This window comes from Paraburkholderia sp. 22098 (assembly GCF_052045935.1).
Classification (GTDB): Bacteria; Pseudomonadota; Gammaproteobacteria; order Burkholderiales; family Burkholderiaceae; genus Paraburkholderia; species Paraburkholderia caledonica.
Genome location: NZ_JBQEPV010000001.1, coordinates 114,683 through 129,288 on the forward strand (window position 1 = coordinate 114,683; position 14,606 = coordinate 129,288).

Here is a 14,606-nt window from a genome sequence, read left to right on the forward strand (position 1 = left end):
TTGCCGGTTCCCACCGGACGATCCTCAAGGTCGCCGCAGCGCGAATCGCCCTGAAAAAAGAACCTATTGAGCATTGATGGCGCGCCGCACCATACGCCGTCGCCCTGTTCTATAATGTTCCGGTTACCATCGGGGTCTAGGTCGCATGCACGCGGTCTGCCGGAGTACTGTGCTTTCGGACTCCAACGCACATCGCGGTGAGCATCAAACGAATGGAACGCCAATCAATCGCCCCAGCGAGGAGAACCCAGGCCACGTTTTCGCCTGTCAACATGAATCGTTTAGCCAAATTTCTTCCCCTCGAGAACGTCGTCGTCGGACTATCGGTCACCAGCAAAAAGCGCGTGTTCGAGCAAGCGGGCCTCATCTTCGAGAACCAGAACGGCATCGCCCGTAGCACGGTCACCGACAATCTGTTTGCGCGCGAGCGCCTCGGATCGACAGGGCTTGGCGAAGGCGTCGCGATTCCGCACGGCCGCATCAAAGGACTCAAGCAGCCGCTCGCCGCGTTTGTCCGTCTGGCCGAACCCATTCCCTTCGAATCGCCCGACGGCCAGCCGGTCTCGCTGCTGATCTTCCTGCTCGTGCCTGAACAGGCCACGCAGCAGCACCTCGAAATCCTTTCGGAAATCGCGCAACTTTTGTCCGATCGCGAGGCCCGCGAGCGCCTGCATACGGAAGAAGACCGCGAATCATTGCATCGCCTGCTCACTCAGTGGCAACCTTGATGCAGCGGCGGTCATCCGCACGCCGCCTATCCGCACGTCCCACCGCCCGCGTGCGGATATAGTCAGGCTCGGCGCACGGCCCGCGTTAGCGTGGCCGGCGGTTTGCCCGGCAAGCGGCCAACACTGGAGTCACTGACTCATGGATACGTCCAGCATCAACGCCCAGAGCATTTTCGACGATAACGCCGCCACGCTGAAGCTAAGCTGGCTGACAGGGCATGAAGGCTGGGAGCGCGGCTTTTCTTCAGAATCGGTCGCCAATGCCACGTCGAGCGCCGACCTCGTCGGCCACTTGAACCTGATCCACCCGAACCGGATCCAGGTGCTCGGCGACGCCGAAATCGACTACTACAAGCGCCAGACCGACGAAGACCGCTCGCGCCACATGGCCGAACTGATTGCGTTGGAACCGCCTTTCCTCGTGGTGGCGGGCGGCGTCGCGGCTCCGCCGGAACTGGTGCTTCGCTGCACGCGCTCGTCCACACCGCTTTTTACGACGCCGATGTCGGCGGCCGCGGTGATCGACAGCCTGCGCCTCTACATGTCGCGCATTCTCGCGCCGCGCGCCACGTTGCATGGCGTGTTTCTCGACATTCTCGGCATGGGCGTGCTGCTCACCGGCGACTCGGGTCTCGGCAAAAGCGAGCTCGGTCTCGAACTCATTAGCCGCGGCCACGGCCTCGTCGCCGACGACGCCGTCGACTTCGTCCGGCTAGGTCCGGACTTCGTCGAAGGGCGCTGCCCGCCGCTGCTGCAAAATCTGCTGGAAGTGCGCGGCCTGGGGCTGCTCGACATCAAGACGATTTTCGGTGAAACCGCCGTGCGCCGGAAAATGAAGCTCAAGTTGATCGTGCAACTGGTACGCCGTCCTGACGGTGAATTCCAGCGGCTGCCGCTGGAGAGCCAAACCGTCGACGTGCTCGGCCTGCCCATCAGCAAGGTCACGATTCAGGTGGCCGCAGGCCGCAACCTCGCGGTGCTGGTCGAAGCCGCAGTGCGCAATACCATTCTGCAATTGCGCGGCATCGACACGCTGCGTGACTTCATGGACCGGCAGCGCCTCGCCATGCAGGACCCGGATAGTCAGTTTCCCGGCAAACTGATCTGAGTCGGTCGTACATCGGGTACTTGCAGCCCACGCCCATGGCCGGTTGCAGGTACGCGCGAGAGCAGTCAGATGCTATGATGAAACGGACCGATTCCACGACTCCATGCGCATAATCCTCATCACCGGCATATCCGGCTCTGGCAAATCCGTCGCGCTCAACGCGCTTGAGGACGCGGGCTATTACTGCGTCGACAATTTGCCGCCGCGCTTTTTGCCCGAACTCGCCTCCTACCTCGCCGAAGACGGAAATGACCGCCTCGCGGTCGCGATCGACGCGCGCTCGAGTGCGTCACTCGACGACATGCCCGCGATGATCCGCGACCTCTCGCGCGCTCACGACGTGCGGGTGCTGTTCCTCAACGCGAGCACGCAGTCGCTGATTCAGCGCTTTTCGGAAACGCGTCGCCGTCATCCGTTGTCGGGCTCAACCGCGCATGACGCAGATGTCGGCTTGCTCACGTCGCTCGCGGAGGCAATTGAACGCGAGCGTGAGCTCGTCGCGGGACTTGCCGAATTCGGCCATCAGATCGACACGAGCAACTTGCGCGCGAACGTGCTGCGCCAGTGGGTGAAGCGTTTTATCGAGCAGGAGCATGCAGGTCTCGTGCTGATGTTCGAGTCGTTCGGCTTCAAACGCGGCGTGCCGCTCGACGCCGATTTCGTGTTCGATGTACGCACGCTGCCAAATCCGTACTACGACCATGAGTTGCGCCCGCTGACAGGTCTCGACAAACCGGTGATCGATTTCCTGGACGCGCTGCCGGTCGTTCACGAAATGATCGACGATATAGAGAAGTTTCTCGCCAAATGGCTGCCGCATTTCCGCGACGACAATCGCAGTTATCTGACAGTCGCGATTGGTTGTACGGGCGGCCAACATCGCTCGGTGTTCATTGCGGAGACGCTTGCCGCGCGTCTCGCCAATACAGCGAATGTAATCGTGCGGCATCGCGACGCACCGGTCGACGCCGGGGCGTCATCGAAGTTAGTGGCTTAACCGGCCGCATCGCGCGGCCTTAACTCGAAGCGTTGCGCCATGTCCTCTACTTCTACTGTGCTCGCCGATGTGCCGCTGTTCCCGCTGCATACCGTTCTGTTTCCTGACGGCATTCTGCCGTTGAAAATCTTCGAAGCGCGCTACCTCGATATGGCGCGCGACTGCCTGCGCGAAAAGACGCCGTTCGGCGTGTGCCTGCTGAAAAGCGGCGCCGAGGTCGCGCGGGAACACGAGCCTTCGGTGCCCGAATCAATCGGCTGCCTCGCCGAAATTGAAGAATGCGACGTTGAGACCTTCGGCATGCTGTTGATTCGCGCGCGCGGCACGCGGCGCTTCCGGCTGCTGTCGCATCGTGTGGAAAGCAGCGGTTTGCTGGTCGGTATGGCCGAGCCGCTCGGCGAAGACCGGCCGCTAGAAGGTAACCAGCAACTCGCCAAGTTCGGCGCGTGCGCGGAAGTGCTGGAGCGCATCATCGCTACGATCCAGGAGCGCGACCCGGAAAGCTTGCCGTTCGCGGAACCGTTCAGACTCGAAGACCCGTCGTGGGTGTCCAACCGTCTCGCCGAAGTACTGCCGATCGCACTAAAAGCGCGGCAGAAACTCATGGAAATGCTGGATGCCGGCGCGCGCATCGACGTGGTTCATCACTACATGCAACAGCATCAACTGCTGTAAGAAGCGACTCTGAGCGTGACCGCTCAGATCAGCGAACCCCGCAGACTCTCCAGAAGCTTTCGAACGGGCGCGGGCACGCCGAAAGAATCGAGGTCGGTCACCGACACCCAAGCCGTGTCCGCATCGCGTAACGCCGCGAGAGCGCCGACACCGCGATCGAACTCTGCAAGCCGTGGCTCTATTTCCAGCTTGAAGTGCGTGAACACATGCGTGAGCGGCGCGAGCGGCGACACTGCGCCGTCGCCGCCGAACTCGCGCGCTCGCGTGGCGAGTGCCGCTTCGTCCGCAGCCTCGGGCAAGCTCCACAGGCCGCCCCAGATACCGGACGGCGGGCGCTTTTCGAGCATGACCGCGTCGCCGTCGCGCAGCACGAGCATCCACGTGCGACGCGTCGGCACCGCTTTCTTCGGACGCGCGGTCGGCAGTTCGCGCTGACGTCCCGTCACGTTCGCAACACAGTCGGCGGCGAACGGACAACGCAAACAGTCGGGCTTTCCGCGCACGCACAATGTGGCGCCGAGGTCCATCAGACCTTGCGTGTACGCGCTGACTTCGTCGTCCGATGCATTCGACGGCAGCAGCGATTCAGCCAGCGTCCACATGGCATTCTCGACCCTCTTCTCGCCGGGGAATCCTTCGACGCCGAACACTCGCGCGAGCACACGCTTTACGTTGCCGTCGAGAATCGTCGCGCGGGCGCCGAACGCGAACGACGCGATCGCCGCCGCCGTCGAACGCCCGATGCCGGGCAGTTCCGCGAGTTCGTCCACCGAAGCCGGGAACGCGCCGCCGTGCCGCTCGACGACCGCCTGCGCGCAGCGATGCAGATTGCGGGCGCGCGTGTAATAGCCGAGGCCGGCCCACAGCGCCATGACGTCATCAACAGGAGCCGCGGCAAGCGCGGCAACATCCGGAAAGCGCGCGAGAAACTTCGCGTAGTACGGAATCACCGTCGACACTTGCGTCTGCTGCAGCATGATTTCCGACAGCCAGATGCGATAGGCATTGCGCGTGTTCTGCCATGGCAGATCATGGCGCCCATGCATGCGCTGCCATGCGATCAGCCGGGCGGCAAACCCGGACGTCAGTGCAGATGCGGGCACCGTGGATACAGCAGGCGCGGCGGACGGCGCGGAACGCGGACCGGACTTCGGAGTTAAGCGGGAAGGCATTGAAAATTAGCGCTGACAGGTGGGACAAAAGTAAGTGGAGCGCTGACCTTGCACGATCTGTCTGATCGGCGTGCCGCACACGCGGCACGGCTGCCCCGCACGGTCATAGACGAAATAATCGAGCTGGAAGTACCCGCTTTCGCCATTGCTGCCGACGAAATCGCGCAGCGTGCTGCCGCCTTTCTCGATCGCCGCTGCCAGCGTCACGCGCACTGCATCGGCCAACAACCCGTAGCGTACGAGCGAGACGCGGCCGGCCGCGATGGTGGGCCGGATACCCGCGCGAAAGAGGCTTTCGGACGCATAGATATTCCCCACGCCGACCACGATTTCGCCGGCCAGCAGAGCCTGCTTCACTGACACCTTGCGCCCGCGCGTGAGCCGGTGCATGAGCGCGCCTGAGAATGCGGGAGAAAACGGCTCAACGCCAAGACTCGCAAGCAGCGGATGCTCGAGCACGTCGCCGGCTTCACGCGGATGCCACAACACCGCGCCGAAGCGTCGCGGATCGCGGAAGCGCAGAATGAAATCGTCGAAAATCCAGTCGACGTGGTCGTGCTTTGCCGCGGCCGGAGGATGCGGCACATGACGCAACACACGCAGTGTGCCCGTCATGCCAAGATGCACGATGAACCACCCCGCGTCGATTTCGAACAGCAGATATTTGCCGCGCCGCTCGACGTTGCGCACGACGTGCCCTCGCAAGGTCTTCGCAAGGTCCGCGGGAATCGGCCACCGCAGCGCAGGCGTACGGACATCGACGCGCTGCACCTTGCGGCCGGACACATACGGCTCGATCCCTCGTCGGGTAACCTCAACTTCTGGCAGCTCTGGCATGTCTAACTGGTCTGCAACTTGCGTGAGTGGTTGTGCGCGTATTGTAGCGAGCGCGTTACAATCGTCCGAAACATTGAACGGATTTCCATGAACTTGTCCTTCGTGAAGCTGTTTTCGAAGCGCCCGGCTAGCGCGTCCCGCGTGCCGCACGCAGTGTCCGCGCGGCGCTCGCTGGGTGTGGCCGCGCTCGCGCTCTGGGCGTTCGCCGCGCTGCCCGCGCACGCGCAGGACCCATCGCCGGAGTCGGACGACACCTCGGTCACGCTGTCCGACCCGCTCGGCCCGCCGTCAGCGGAAGAACAGAAAGCGCTGCCGAACGTGCAACTGACGAGCCAGATCGTATTCCAGGTGCTCGCCGCCGAAGTCGCGTTGCAGCGTAATCAGCCTGCGCCTGCTTATCAGACATACCTCGCGCTTGCGCGTGACACGCACGATCCGCGCATGGCGCAGCGAGCCACTGAAATCGCGCTGGCCGCGCAAAGTCCGTCGGACGCGTTGGCCGCCGCGCAATTGTGGCAGCAGTATGCGCCGGGCTCGGAGCGCGCCGCACAACTCGACGCGTCGCTGCTGGTACTGTCAGGCAAGCCCGATGACGCAGCGCCGTTGCTTGCGCGCGAACTCGAGAAGGTGCCCGCGCAGAATCGCGGCAGCGCAATTCTTGCGCTCCAGTTGCTGATTTCTCGCGGACCGAATCGCATCGGCGGCCTGCATGTGCTGCAGGACCTGCTGAAGAACGATATGAACCGGCCGGAAGCGCAGCTGGCCGTCGCACGTCAGCAACTGGTTTCCAATGACGCGCCGGGTGCTCGCAAGTCGCTGGAACAGGCGCTTGCGCTTAAGCCTGACTATTTGCCCGCCGCGTTGATGCTGTCGCAAATGGGCCCCGAGGAACGCAAGGAAGGAATCGCGTCGCTCGAAAAATACGTGCAGCAAAACCCGAAGTCGCATGACGCGCGTCTCGCGCTTGCGCAAATGTATCTGGCAAGCGACCGCCTGGACGACGCGCAAAAGCAGTTCGAGATCATGCACAAGGCGAATGCGAACGACCTCACGCCGCTCATGGCGCTCGCGCTCATCAAGATCCAGCAGAAGAACTTCGCCGAGGCGCAGACGTATCTCACGCAGTACGCGCAGCAAGCCGAGAAAACGCCTGGTGCGGATGCGGGGCAAGCGTATATCTATCTGGCGCAGTTGGCGCTCGAACAGAAGAACGAAGCGGCCGCCGCCGACTGGCTCGACAAGATTTCGCCGTCGAGCCAGCAGTACATGCCCGCGCAGATCACGCGCGCGCAGTTGCTCGCGAAGCAAGGCAAGCCTGACGACGCGCGCCGCCAATTGGCCAATCTGCGGCCGGCCGATCCGCGCGACCAGGCGTTGGTCGCACGCACCGACGCAGCCATCCTGTTCGACGCGAAGCGCTACCCTGAGGCGGAAACGCGCCTGCAGCAAGCCACAGCGGCATTTCCGGACGACCCGGATCTGAGCTACGACTACGCCATGGCGGCCGAGAAGAACGGCCACTTCGACGTCATGGAAGCGCAGTTGCGCAAGCTCATTCAGACGCAACCAGACAATCCCCAGGCGTACAACGCGCTTGGCTATTCGCTTGCCGATCGCAATCAGCGTCTAGCGGAAGCGGACAAGCTGGTCGAGAAGGCGTCGTCGCTTGCGCCGAACGACGCGTTCATCATGGACAGCGTCGGCTGGGTCAAGTACCGCATGGGCAACACGTCGGACGCTATCAAGGTTCTGCGCAAGGCCTACGACATTCAGCCGAACGCTGAAATCGGCGCGCACCTCGGCGAGGTGCTGTGGAAAGCCGGCGATCAGGATCAGGCCCGCGCCGCTTTCCGCGAAGCTCGCAAGCTCGAACCCAACAACGAAACGCTCGTCAAAACGCTACAACGTCTTCAGGTGAACGATCTTTGATGCGTATTTCCCGTTTCAATTCTTTCTCATGGGCGCCGCGTCGCGCGGCGCTCGGTCTCGCTGCAGCGGCCGTCGTGACACTGGTTGGCTGCGCCTCGGTGAAGCCGCAGGGACCGTCCACGTCGAATGCGGCGACCGCGGTGACCGCGCAAACGAGCCGTGCTTACCAGGGCCGTTTCGCCGTCCAGTACAACGATCAGAACGGCCAGCAGCGCAACGCGTACGGCAATTTCTCGTGGCAGGAAACGGGCGACACGGTGACCCTGCAATTGCGCAATCCGCTTGGGCAGACGCTCGCGATCGTCACGTCGTCGCCGGCTTCGGCCACGCTTGAATTGCCGAACCGCCAACCGCTCACCGCTGACAACGTCTCCACGTTGATGCAGAACGCGCTCGGCTTCGCACTTCCCGTCGAGGGATTGCGTTACTGGCTGCAGCCTTCGCCCGCACCCACCTCGCGTGCCAAAACGGAACGGGACCCGGAACAGCCGTCGCGCTTCAAGGAAATCACTCAGGACGGCTGGACGATCGACTATCTTGCCTACGCCGAAGCGCCGGCTACTGGCGTAAAGCGGGTGAATCTGACGCGCTCGGAGCCGCCGCTCGACATCAAGCTTGTACTGGACCAGTAAAACGCGCGTCTCGCGCTCTTGCCGCTTATTCGGCGCCACCTCGGCGCATGCAGCCTCGACATGATCGAAACGACCGACTCGCTGCGCGATTGCCTCGCGCCAGCGAAACTCAACCTCTTTCTGCACATTACCGGGCGCCGGCCGGACGGCTATCACACGCTGCAAACGGTCTTCCAGTTACTCGACTGGGGCGACACGCTGCACTTCAGGCGTCGCGCCGACGGCCTCATCACGCGTAGCACCGAAATCGCCGACGTGCCCCCCGAACACGACCTCACCGTGCGCGCCGCCACGCTTCTGAAAGCGCATACAGGCTCGCCGGAAGGCGTCGACATCGAAATCGAAAAGCGCCTGCCTATGGGCGCAGGGCTTGGCGGCGGCAGTTCGGACGCCGCCACCACGCTGCTCGCGCTGAACCAGCTTTGGAAATTGAACGTGCCGCGGCTGGAATTGCAGGCGCTGGCATTGAAGCTCGGCGCCGATGTGCCATTTTTTGTTTTTGGAAAAAATGCGTTTGCCCAGGGTGTCGGCGAAGCTTTAGACGTTGTACAATTGCCGCCGCGTCATTTCCTGGTAGTGACGCCGAGGGTTCATGTTCCGACTGCAGCGATTTTTTCCGAAAAAGCGTTGACAAGAGATTCAAAAGCCCTCACAATTACGGACTTTCCTGCAGAACTTAGCTGCAACACTGAATGGCCAGAGAGCTTTGGCCGTAATGACATGCAGCAGGTTGTCGTCGGAAAGTACGCGGAAGTAGCGCAAGTGCTGCGATGGTTTGAAAACGTCGCGCCGGCGCGGATGTCCGGATCTGGTGCAAGTGTCTTTGCAGCGTTCCGTAGTAAAGCTGAAGCAGAAGCGGTGCAAGCTAAACTGCCAGGCGAATGGAACAGCGCAGTGGCCGCCAGTCTGGAACAACATCCACTCTTTGCTTTCGCGTCATAAGTTTTGCATCGTCGAACGAAACTCCACGTTCGGCGGAGCTCAAAGTTAGTGTAGGGGAGTCGCCAAGCTGGTTAAGGCACCGGATTTTGATTCCGGCATGCAAAGGTTCGAATCCTTTCTCCCCTGCCAATAATTTCTCGCATTTCCCCTCGCCCCCAGCCTGAAGCAGGTGCACGATGAGCAGCCATGACGGCCTGATGGTTTTTACTGGCAACGCAAATCCCGCGCTTGCACAGGAAGTCGTCAAAATCCTCGGTATTCCCCTCGGCAAAGCAATGGTTAGCCGTTTCTCGGACGGTGAAATCCAAGTCGAGATTCAGGAAAACGTGCGTGGCAAAGACGTCTTTGTTCTGCAGTCCACGTGCGCACCGGCGAATGACAACCTGATGGAACTGATGATCATGGTCGACGCGCTCAAGCGCGCATCGGCCGGTCGGATCACGGCAGCCATCCCCTACTTCGGTTATGCACGTCAGGATCGCCGCCCTCGTTCGGCGCGCGTCGCCATCTCGGCGAAAATCGTGGCGAACATGCTGGAAATCGCAGGCGTCGAGCGGATCATTACGATGGATCTGCACGCCGACCAGATTCAAGGCTTCTTCGACATCCCCGTCGACAACATCTACGCTACGCCTGTGCTGCTCGGCGATCTGCGCAAGCAGAACTACGAGAACCTGCTGGTCGTCTCGCCGGACGTCGGCGGCGTGGTGCGTGCCCGGGCATTGGCGAAGCAGTTGAACTGCGACCTCGCGATCATCGACAAACGTCGCCCGAAGGCGAACGTTGCCGAGGTGATGAACATCATCGGTGAAGTGGAAGGCCGGACCTGCGTGATCATGGACGACATGGTCGACACTGCCGGCACCCTTTGCAAGGCGGCTCAGGTTTTGAAGGAACGTGGCGCGAAGCAGGTTTTCGCTTATGCCACTCACCCGGTTCTGTCGGGCGGCGCCGGCGAGCGCATTGCCGCATCCGCACTCGACGAACTCGTTGTTACGGACACGATTCCGCTCGGTGAAGAAGCCCGCTCGTGCGCGAAGATCCGTTCGTTGACCAGCGCCGGACTGCTTGCCGAAACGTTCTCGCGGATCCGCCGCGGCGATTCGGTCATGTCGCTGTTCGCTGAAAGTTAAGTATTTGCGAAGGCGCGGTGTATCGCTCTATGCGACACACGCGCTTTTGCACAATCGGCGTGAACGAACGAAGGTTCATGCCGCAGCTCTGGGGCCTCAGCCATAACGGCTTGCGGGCCCCGTTTTTACTGCCTGGTCGCGGGCAGTGCATTGGAGATTCAAAATGAAAGTTGTCGCTTTCGAGCGTTCTTTGCAAGGTACGGGTGCGAGCCGCCGCCTGCGTAACTCGGGCAAGACCCCGGGCATCGTATATGGCGCTGGTGCTGAAACGCAATTGGTCGAACTGGACCACAACGCGCTGTGGCACGCGCTGAAGAAAGAAGTTTTCCACTCGTCGATCCTCGATCTGGAAGTTGGTGGCAAGTCGCAACAGGTTCTGCTGCGCGACGTGCAATATCACCCGTTCCGTCAGCTCGTGCTGCACGTGGACTTCCAGCGTGTCGACGCATCGAAGAAGCTGCACACCAAGGTGCCGCTGCACTTCATGAACCAGGAAAGCAACCCGGCTGTGAAGCTGGCGAGCGCGGTGATCTCGCACGTCGTCAATGAACTGGAAATCGAGTGCCTGCCGTCGGCACTGCCTGAATTCATTGAAGTCGACCTGGCCAAGATCGAAGCTGGTCAATCGGTTCACGCTAAAGACATCCCGCTGCCGGCAGGCGTATCGCTGGTTGCTCACGTCGAAGCAGAAAACCCGGTGGTCGCTGCTGCAACGATCCCGGCTGGCGCAGTGTCCGAAAGCGACGCCGCCGCTGGTGAAGGCGAAACGCCGGCTGCTTGAGTGCGCCTCGCGCAGTGAGCAAGTAATCCTCTCGATCCGTTTCAATGAGACGATCGATGTGACCCGCCGAGGTTCGCCCCGGCGGGTTTTTTTTCGGTTATTTCGGCCCGGCCGCGTTTGGCTTGCGGGCCAGATGGACCCACTCAATCATGATCAAGCTGATCGTCGGCCTCGGCAATCCGGGCGCCGAGTACACTGCGACGCGCCATAACGCCGGCTTCTGGCTGGTGGATCAACTGGCGCGCGAGGCGGGCACGACGCTGCGCGATGAGCGGCGCTTCCATGGCTTTTACGCGAAGGCGCGACTCCACGGCGAGGAAGTGCATCTGCTGGAGCCGCAGACTTATATGAACCGCTCGGGTCAGTCCGTCGTTGCGGTGGCGCAGTTCTTCAAGATTCTTCCCGACGAGATACTCGTCGCGCACGACGAACTCGACATGCCGCCCGGCAGCGTCAAGCTCAAGCTCGGCGGGGGGAGCGGCGGACATAATGGCTTGAAGGACATCACCGCGCATTTGTCGTCGCAGCAATATTGGCGGCTGCGCATCGGCATCGGGCATCCACGCGACCTGATTCCCGAAATTGCGCGTGCGGGCGCCAAGCCCGACGTCGCGAACTACGTGCTGAAACCGCCGCGGCGTGAAGAGCAAGACGTGATCGACGCGTCCATTGAGCGCGCGTTGGCAGTCATGCCGCAGATCATCAAAGGCGAGCTTGAACGGGCAATGATGCAACTGCATCGCAATTCTTAAGCTGTGTTGCTCGGCGGCGCAAGTTGGGATGAAGCAGCGCGACTTCGTGCCAGAGCAGCAAGAGCGGCCGGAGCGCCCACCCCAATCAACCGCGTTGCAACGATAGGAGAGCGCTTTGAGCCGATACTGGAGTGACATTGTTCACCGTCTGACGCCGTATGTGCCGGGCGAACAGCCCCTGCTCGCCCATCCGGTCAAGCTGAACACCAACGAAAATCCCTACCCTCCGTCGCCCCGCGTGCTCGAGGCGATTCGTCAGGAACTCGGCGACGCCGGCGAGTCGCTGCGCCGCTACCCGGACCCCACCGCGTTCAAGTTGCGCGAAACGGTCGCCGCCTATCACGACATCCGTGCGGATCAGGTGTTTGCGGGCAACGGCTCAGATGAAGTGCTTGCGCTCATCTTCCAGGCTTTGCTGAAGCACGACAAGCCTCTGCTGTTCCCTGACATCACGTACAGCTTCTATCCCACGTACGCGAGGCTTTTCGAGGTCGACTACCAGACGATTCCGCTCGACGACAGTTTCGCGATCAACGTCGACGACTACGCCATTGCGAACGGCGGCATCCTGTTTCCGAATCCGAATGCGCCCACCGGACGTCCGTTGCCGCTCGCCGATATTGAGCGCCTCGTAAAGAAAAGCGCGGATTCCGTTGTGGTAATCGACGAGGCCTATGTGGACTTCGGCGCCGAATCGGCGATCGGACTGATCGATCGCTATCCGAATCTGCTCGTCGTGCAGACAGTGTCCAAGTCGCGCTCGCTGGCAGGCATGCGCGTCGGCTTCGCCTTTGGCAACGCGGAGCTGATCGACGCGCTCAATCGGGTAAAAGACAGCTTCAATTCGTATCCGCTCGACCGCCTCGCACAAGTCGCCGCCCGCGCGGCTTACGAAGACGACCGGTGGTTTCGCGACACCTGCGCAAAGGTAATTGCAAGCCGCGAGCGATTGAGCGCGGGACTAACGGCGCTAGGCTTCGACGTCGTGCCGTCGGCCGCTAATCTGCTGTTTGCGCGTCATGAAGCCTACGACGCGGCAATGCTCGTGTCTCTCCTTCGTGAAAGGGAGATTTTCGTGCGCCACTTCAACGCACCGAGAATCGACCAGCACCTGCGCATTTCGGTCGGTACCGACGCCGAATGCGGCATTCTTCTCGACGCATTGCGCGACATATTCAGCGCTTACATCGGCTGAGCGGATCTGCGCAAAAAAAACGGCGAGGACCGTGCCTCGCCGCTTCACGTTTTCACCGCAAGAACATCACGCGCTCTTTGCCGCCTGCAGCGCGTGGTATTTCGCCATCAAGCCTTCCGGCGTTTCGAGGTGCTCGGAATCGCGCGGAATGCACTCGACCGGGCACACCTGAATGCACTGCGGTTCGTCGAAATGACCGACGCACTCAGTGCACTTCTTTGGGTCAATCACGTAGATTTCCGGGCCCATCGAAATCGCGTCGTTCGGGCACTCGGGCTCGCATACGTCGCAATTGATGCACTCGTCGGTAATCATCAGGGCCATACTTCTCTCACTTCGCGCCGGCCGCAGCCGGCTTTGATCCGTCAAACCGACAGTTTACGCCGGTTACGGCTGCGCCGCCGGAGCACCGTTATCCGGGTCCAACGCCGCAACCTTCTCCTTCAGCCATTTTTCGACCGACGGGAAAACGAACTTGCTCACGTCGCCGCCCAGCTGAGCGATCTCGCGCACAATCGTGCCCGAAATGAACTGATACTGATCGGACGGCGTCATGAACATGGTTTCGACGTCGGGCAACAGATAGCGGTTCATGCCCGCCATCTGGAACTCATACTCGAAGTCGGACACGGCGCGCAGCCCGCGCACGATCACTCGCGCGTTGTTGCTGCGAACGAAGTCCTTGAGCAGCCCTTTGAAGCTCATGACCTGAACATTCGGGTAATGGCCCAGCACTTCGTGAGCGATATCGAGCCGCTCCTTGAGCGTAAAGAACGGCTTCTTGTTGCGGCTGTCGGCGACGCCGACCACCAGCGTGTCGAAGATGCTCGACGCGCGCCGAACGAGGTCTTCGTGACCGCGCGTTAGCGGATCGAACGTGCCCGGGTACACGGCGACTACCATGAGACTTCTCCTCTCTTCAGACAGATGGGCACGTCAAAGCGTCCACGCGACGCATTTGGCACCGGCCGCACGCGTGACGGCAAACCGTCCGGCGCTTGTTATGGAAGGCGCATTATTCCTCATTTTCGCGCTGCAGCAAATGGAAGTGGACAGCGCCCGCTTTGCCCTGCCGGACGATTTCCCACCCGGCAAGAGCTTCGTTCGCGCCGGGCTCGATCGCTACGCCGGCTTCTACATACAGGAAACCGTCGCTGCTCACGAGCGGAGCCGCGAGCCCGAGCGCTTTGTCCAGTACATCCGAGCCAAACGGCGGGTCGAGGAATACCACGTCGAACGAACCGGGCGGCAAACTCGCAGCAAGACGCAAACCATCGGCCTCGGCAATTTCGATCATGCGCGCCCCGAGTCGTTCCTGGTTGGCCCGCAACTGGCTCGCCGCTCGCGAGTTACGCTCGACCATCAGTACCCGTGCGGCGCCACGCGACGCCGCTTCGAAGCCGAGCGCGCCGCTACCGGCAAAGAGATCGAGGCAACGCTGACCGTCCAGACGTTGCCCGAGCCAGTTGAACAGCGTTTCGCGAACCCGGTCCGGCGTGGGGCGCAAGCCGTCGAGGTCGAGCACGGGCAGTGGCGTGCGTTTCCAGTCGCCGCCGATAATCCGGATGGCGTGCGGCTTGCCGCCTTTAGACGAAGCGCCATGGGCGCGGGAAGAGGCTGAACGGGGCATGCAGTTTCGATTGCGTTGACAGAAGTGTCCGCTGCGTCGAAGCAAGCGGACCGGAGCGCCAACGTTACCACAGGGGCGCGGCGCGTCCAGCCTGG

Annotated in this window: 16 protein-coding genes and 1 tRNA gene; 12 read left to right on the forward strand and 5 right to left on the reverse strand. The window is 61.7% G+C overall.

The window, feature by feature from the left end; all coding sequences use genetic code 11:
* Positions 1–212 precede the first annotated feature (212 nt).
* The 4 genes from ACTJLB_RS00495 (at position 213) to ACTJLB_RS00510 (ending at position 3,508) form a co-directional block, all read left to right on the forward strand.
* Positions 213–728, forward strand: a complete 516-nt coding sequence (locus ACTJLB_RS00495) for a PTS sugar transporter subunit IIA (RefSeq protein ID WP_027804462.1) — start codon at positions 213–215, stop codon at positions 726–728.
* 139 nt (positions 729–867) lie between these two features.
* Positions 868–1,836, forward strand: a complete 969-nt coding sequence (gene hprK, locus ACTJLB_RS00500; RefSeq protein WP_007179412.1) for an HPr(Ser) kinase/phosphatase — start codon at positions 868–870, stop codon at positions 1,834–1,836.
* Positions 1,837–1,939: 103 nt separating this feature from the next.
* The gene (rapZ, locus tag ACTJLB_RS00505) at positions 1,940–2,833 is read left to right on the forward strand and encodes an RNase adapter RapZ (RefSeq protein WP_020066970.1); all 894 of its coding nucleotides are present in this window, start codon (positions 1,940–1,942) and stop codon (positions 2,831–2,833) included.
* Between the two features lie 39 nt (positions 2,834–2,872).
* Positions 2,873–3,508, forward strand: a complete 636-nt coding sequence (locus ACTJLB_RS00510; RefSeq protein ID WP_027804463.1) for an LON peptidase substrate-binding domain-containing protein — start codon at positions 2,873–2,875, stop codon at positions 3,506–3,508.
* A gap of 23 nt (positions 3,509–3,531) precedes the next feature.
* Here the strand turns inward: ACTJLB_RS00510 and mutY are convergent, their stop codons facing one another.
* Positions 3,532–4,680, reverse strand: coding sequence for an A/G-specific adenine glycosylase (mutY, locus tag ACTJLB_RS00515; RefSeq protein WP_440782110.1), 1,149 nt, complete (start codon positions 4,678–4,680; stop codon positions 3,532–3,534).
* 6 nt (positions 4,681–4,686) lie between these two features.
* The gene (gene mutM / locus ACTJLB_RS00520) at positions 4,687–5,517 is read right to left on the reverse strand and encodes a bifunctional DNA-formamidopyrimidine glycosylase/DNA-(apurinic or apyrimidinic site) lyase (protein WP_087754768.1); all 831 of its coding nucleotides are present in this window, start codon (positions 5,515–5,517) and stop codon (positions 4,687–4,689) included.
* 87 nt (positions 5,518–5,604) lie between these two features.
* On the opposite strand from mutM, the gene ACTJLB_RS00525 reads away from it, so the two are divergent.
* The 8 genes from ACTJLB_RS00525 to hisC all read left to right on the forward strand — a co-directional run bounded on the left by ACTJLB_RS00525 (position 5,605) and on the right by hisC (position 12,881).
* The gene (locus ACTJLB_RS00525; RefSeq protein WP_020066975.1) at positions 5,605–7,446 is read left to right on the forward strand and encodes a tetratricopeptide repeat protein; all 1,842 of its coding nucleotides are present in this window, start codon (positions 5,605–5,607) and stop codon (positions 7,444–7,446) included.
* On the forward strand, positions 7,446–8,078 hold the full coding sequence (lolB, locus tag ACTJLB_RS00530; RefSeq protein WP_020066976.1) for a lipoprotein insertase outer membrane protein LolB: 633 nt from the start codon (positions 7,446–7,448) through the stop codon (positions 8,076–8,078). The genes ACTJLB_RS00525 and lolB overlap by 1 nt, the downstream gene beginning before the upstream one ends.
* Before the next feature lie 60 nt (positions 8,079–8,138).
* Complete coding sequence (gene ispE, locus ACTJLB_RS00535; protein ID WP_440782111.1) at positions 8,139–9,020, forward strand: 4-(cytidine 5'-diphospho)-2-C-methyl-D-erythritol kinase; 882 nt, start codon at positions 8,139–8,141, stop codon at positions 9,018–9,020.
* Between the two features lie 52 nt (positions 9,021–9,072).
* Positions 9,073–9,149 (forward strand) — tRNA-Gln (locus ACTJLB_RS00540).
* A 47-nt stretch (positions 9,150–9,196) separates the two neighbouring features.
* Positions 9,197–10,153 carry a ribose-phosphate pyrophosphokinase gene (locus ACTJLB_RS00545; protein WP_006048037.1) on the forward strand — a complete coding sequence of 319 codons (957 nt, stop codon included), beginning with the start codon at positions 9,197–9,199 and terminating at the stop codon, positions 10,151–10,153.
* A 163-nt stretch (positions 10,154–10,316) separates the two neighbouring features.
* On the forward strand, positions 10,317–10,934 hold the full coding sequence (locus ACTJLB_RS00550; protein WP_020066979.1) for a 50S ribosomal protein L25/general stress protein Ctc: 618 nt from the start codon (positions 10,317–10,319) through the stop codon (positions 10,932–10,934).
* Between the two features lie 149 nt (positions 10,935–11,083).
* On the forward strand, positions 11,084–11,686 hold the full coding sequence (gene pth, locus ACTJLB_RS00555; RefSeq protein WP_440782112.1) for an aminoacyl-tRNA hydrolase: 603 nt from the start codon (positions 11,084–11,086) through the stop codon (positions 11,684–11,686).
* 115 nt (positions 11,687–11,801) lie between these two features.
* Entirely contained in the window at positions 11,802–12,881 is a 1,080-nt protein-coding gene (gene hisC, locus ACTJLB_RS00560) for a histidinol-phosphate transaminase (RefSeq protein ID WP_440782113.1), read from the forward strand.
* Positions 12,882–12,947: 66 nt separating this feature from the next.
* On the opposite strand, the gene ACTJLB_RS00565 is transcribed toward hisC, so the two are convergent.
* From ACTJLB_RS00565 to rsmD, 3 genes are all read right to left on the reverse strand, one after another.
* Positions 12,948–13,205: a YfhL family 4Fe-4S dicluster ferredoxin gene (locus ACTJLB_RS00565; protein WP_440782114.1), complete on the reverse strand. Its 258-nt coding sequence runs from the start codon at positions 13,203–13,205 to the stop codon at positions 12,948–12,950.
* Between the two features lie 63 nt (positions 13,206–13,268).
* The gene (gene coaD, locus ACTJLB_RS00570; protein WP_288824630.1) at positions 13,269–13,784 is read right to left on the reverse strand and encodes a pantetheine-phosphate adenylyltransferase; all 516 of its coding nucleotides are present in this window, start codon (positions 13,782–13,784) and stop codon (positions 13,269–13,271) included.
* 112 nt (positions 13,785–13,896) lie between these two features.
* Complete coding sequence (gene rsmD, locus ACTJLB_RS00575; protein ID WP_087754775.1) at positions 13,897–14,511, reverse strand: 16S rRNA (guanine(966)-N(2))-methyltransferase RsmD; 615 nt, start codon at positions 14,509–14,511, stop codon at positions 13,897–13,899.
* Positions 14,512–14,606: the final 95 nt, after the last annotated feature.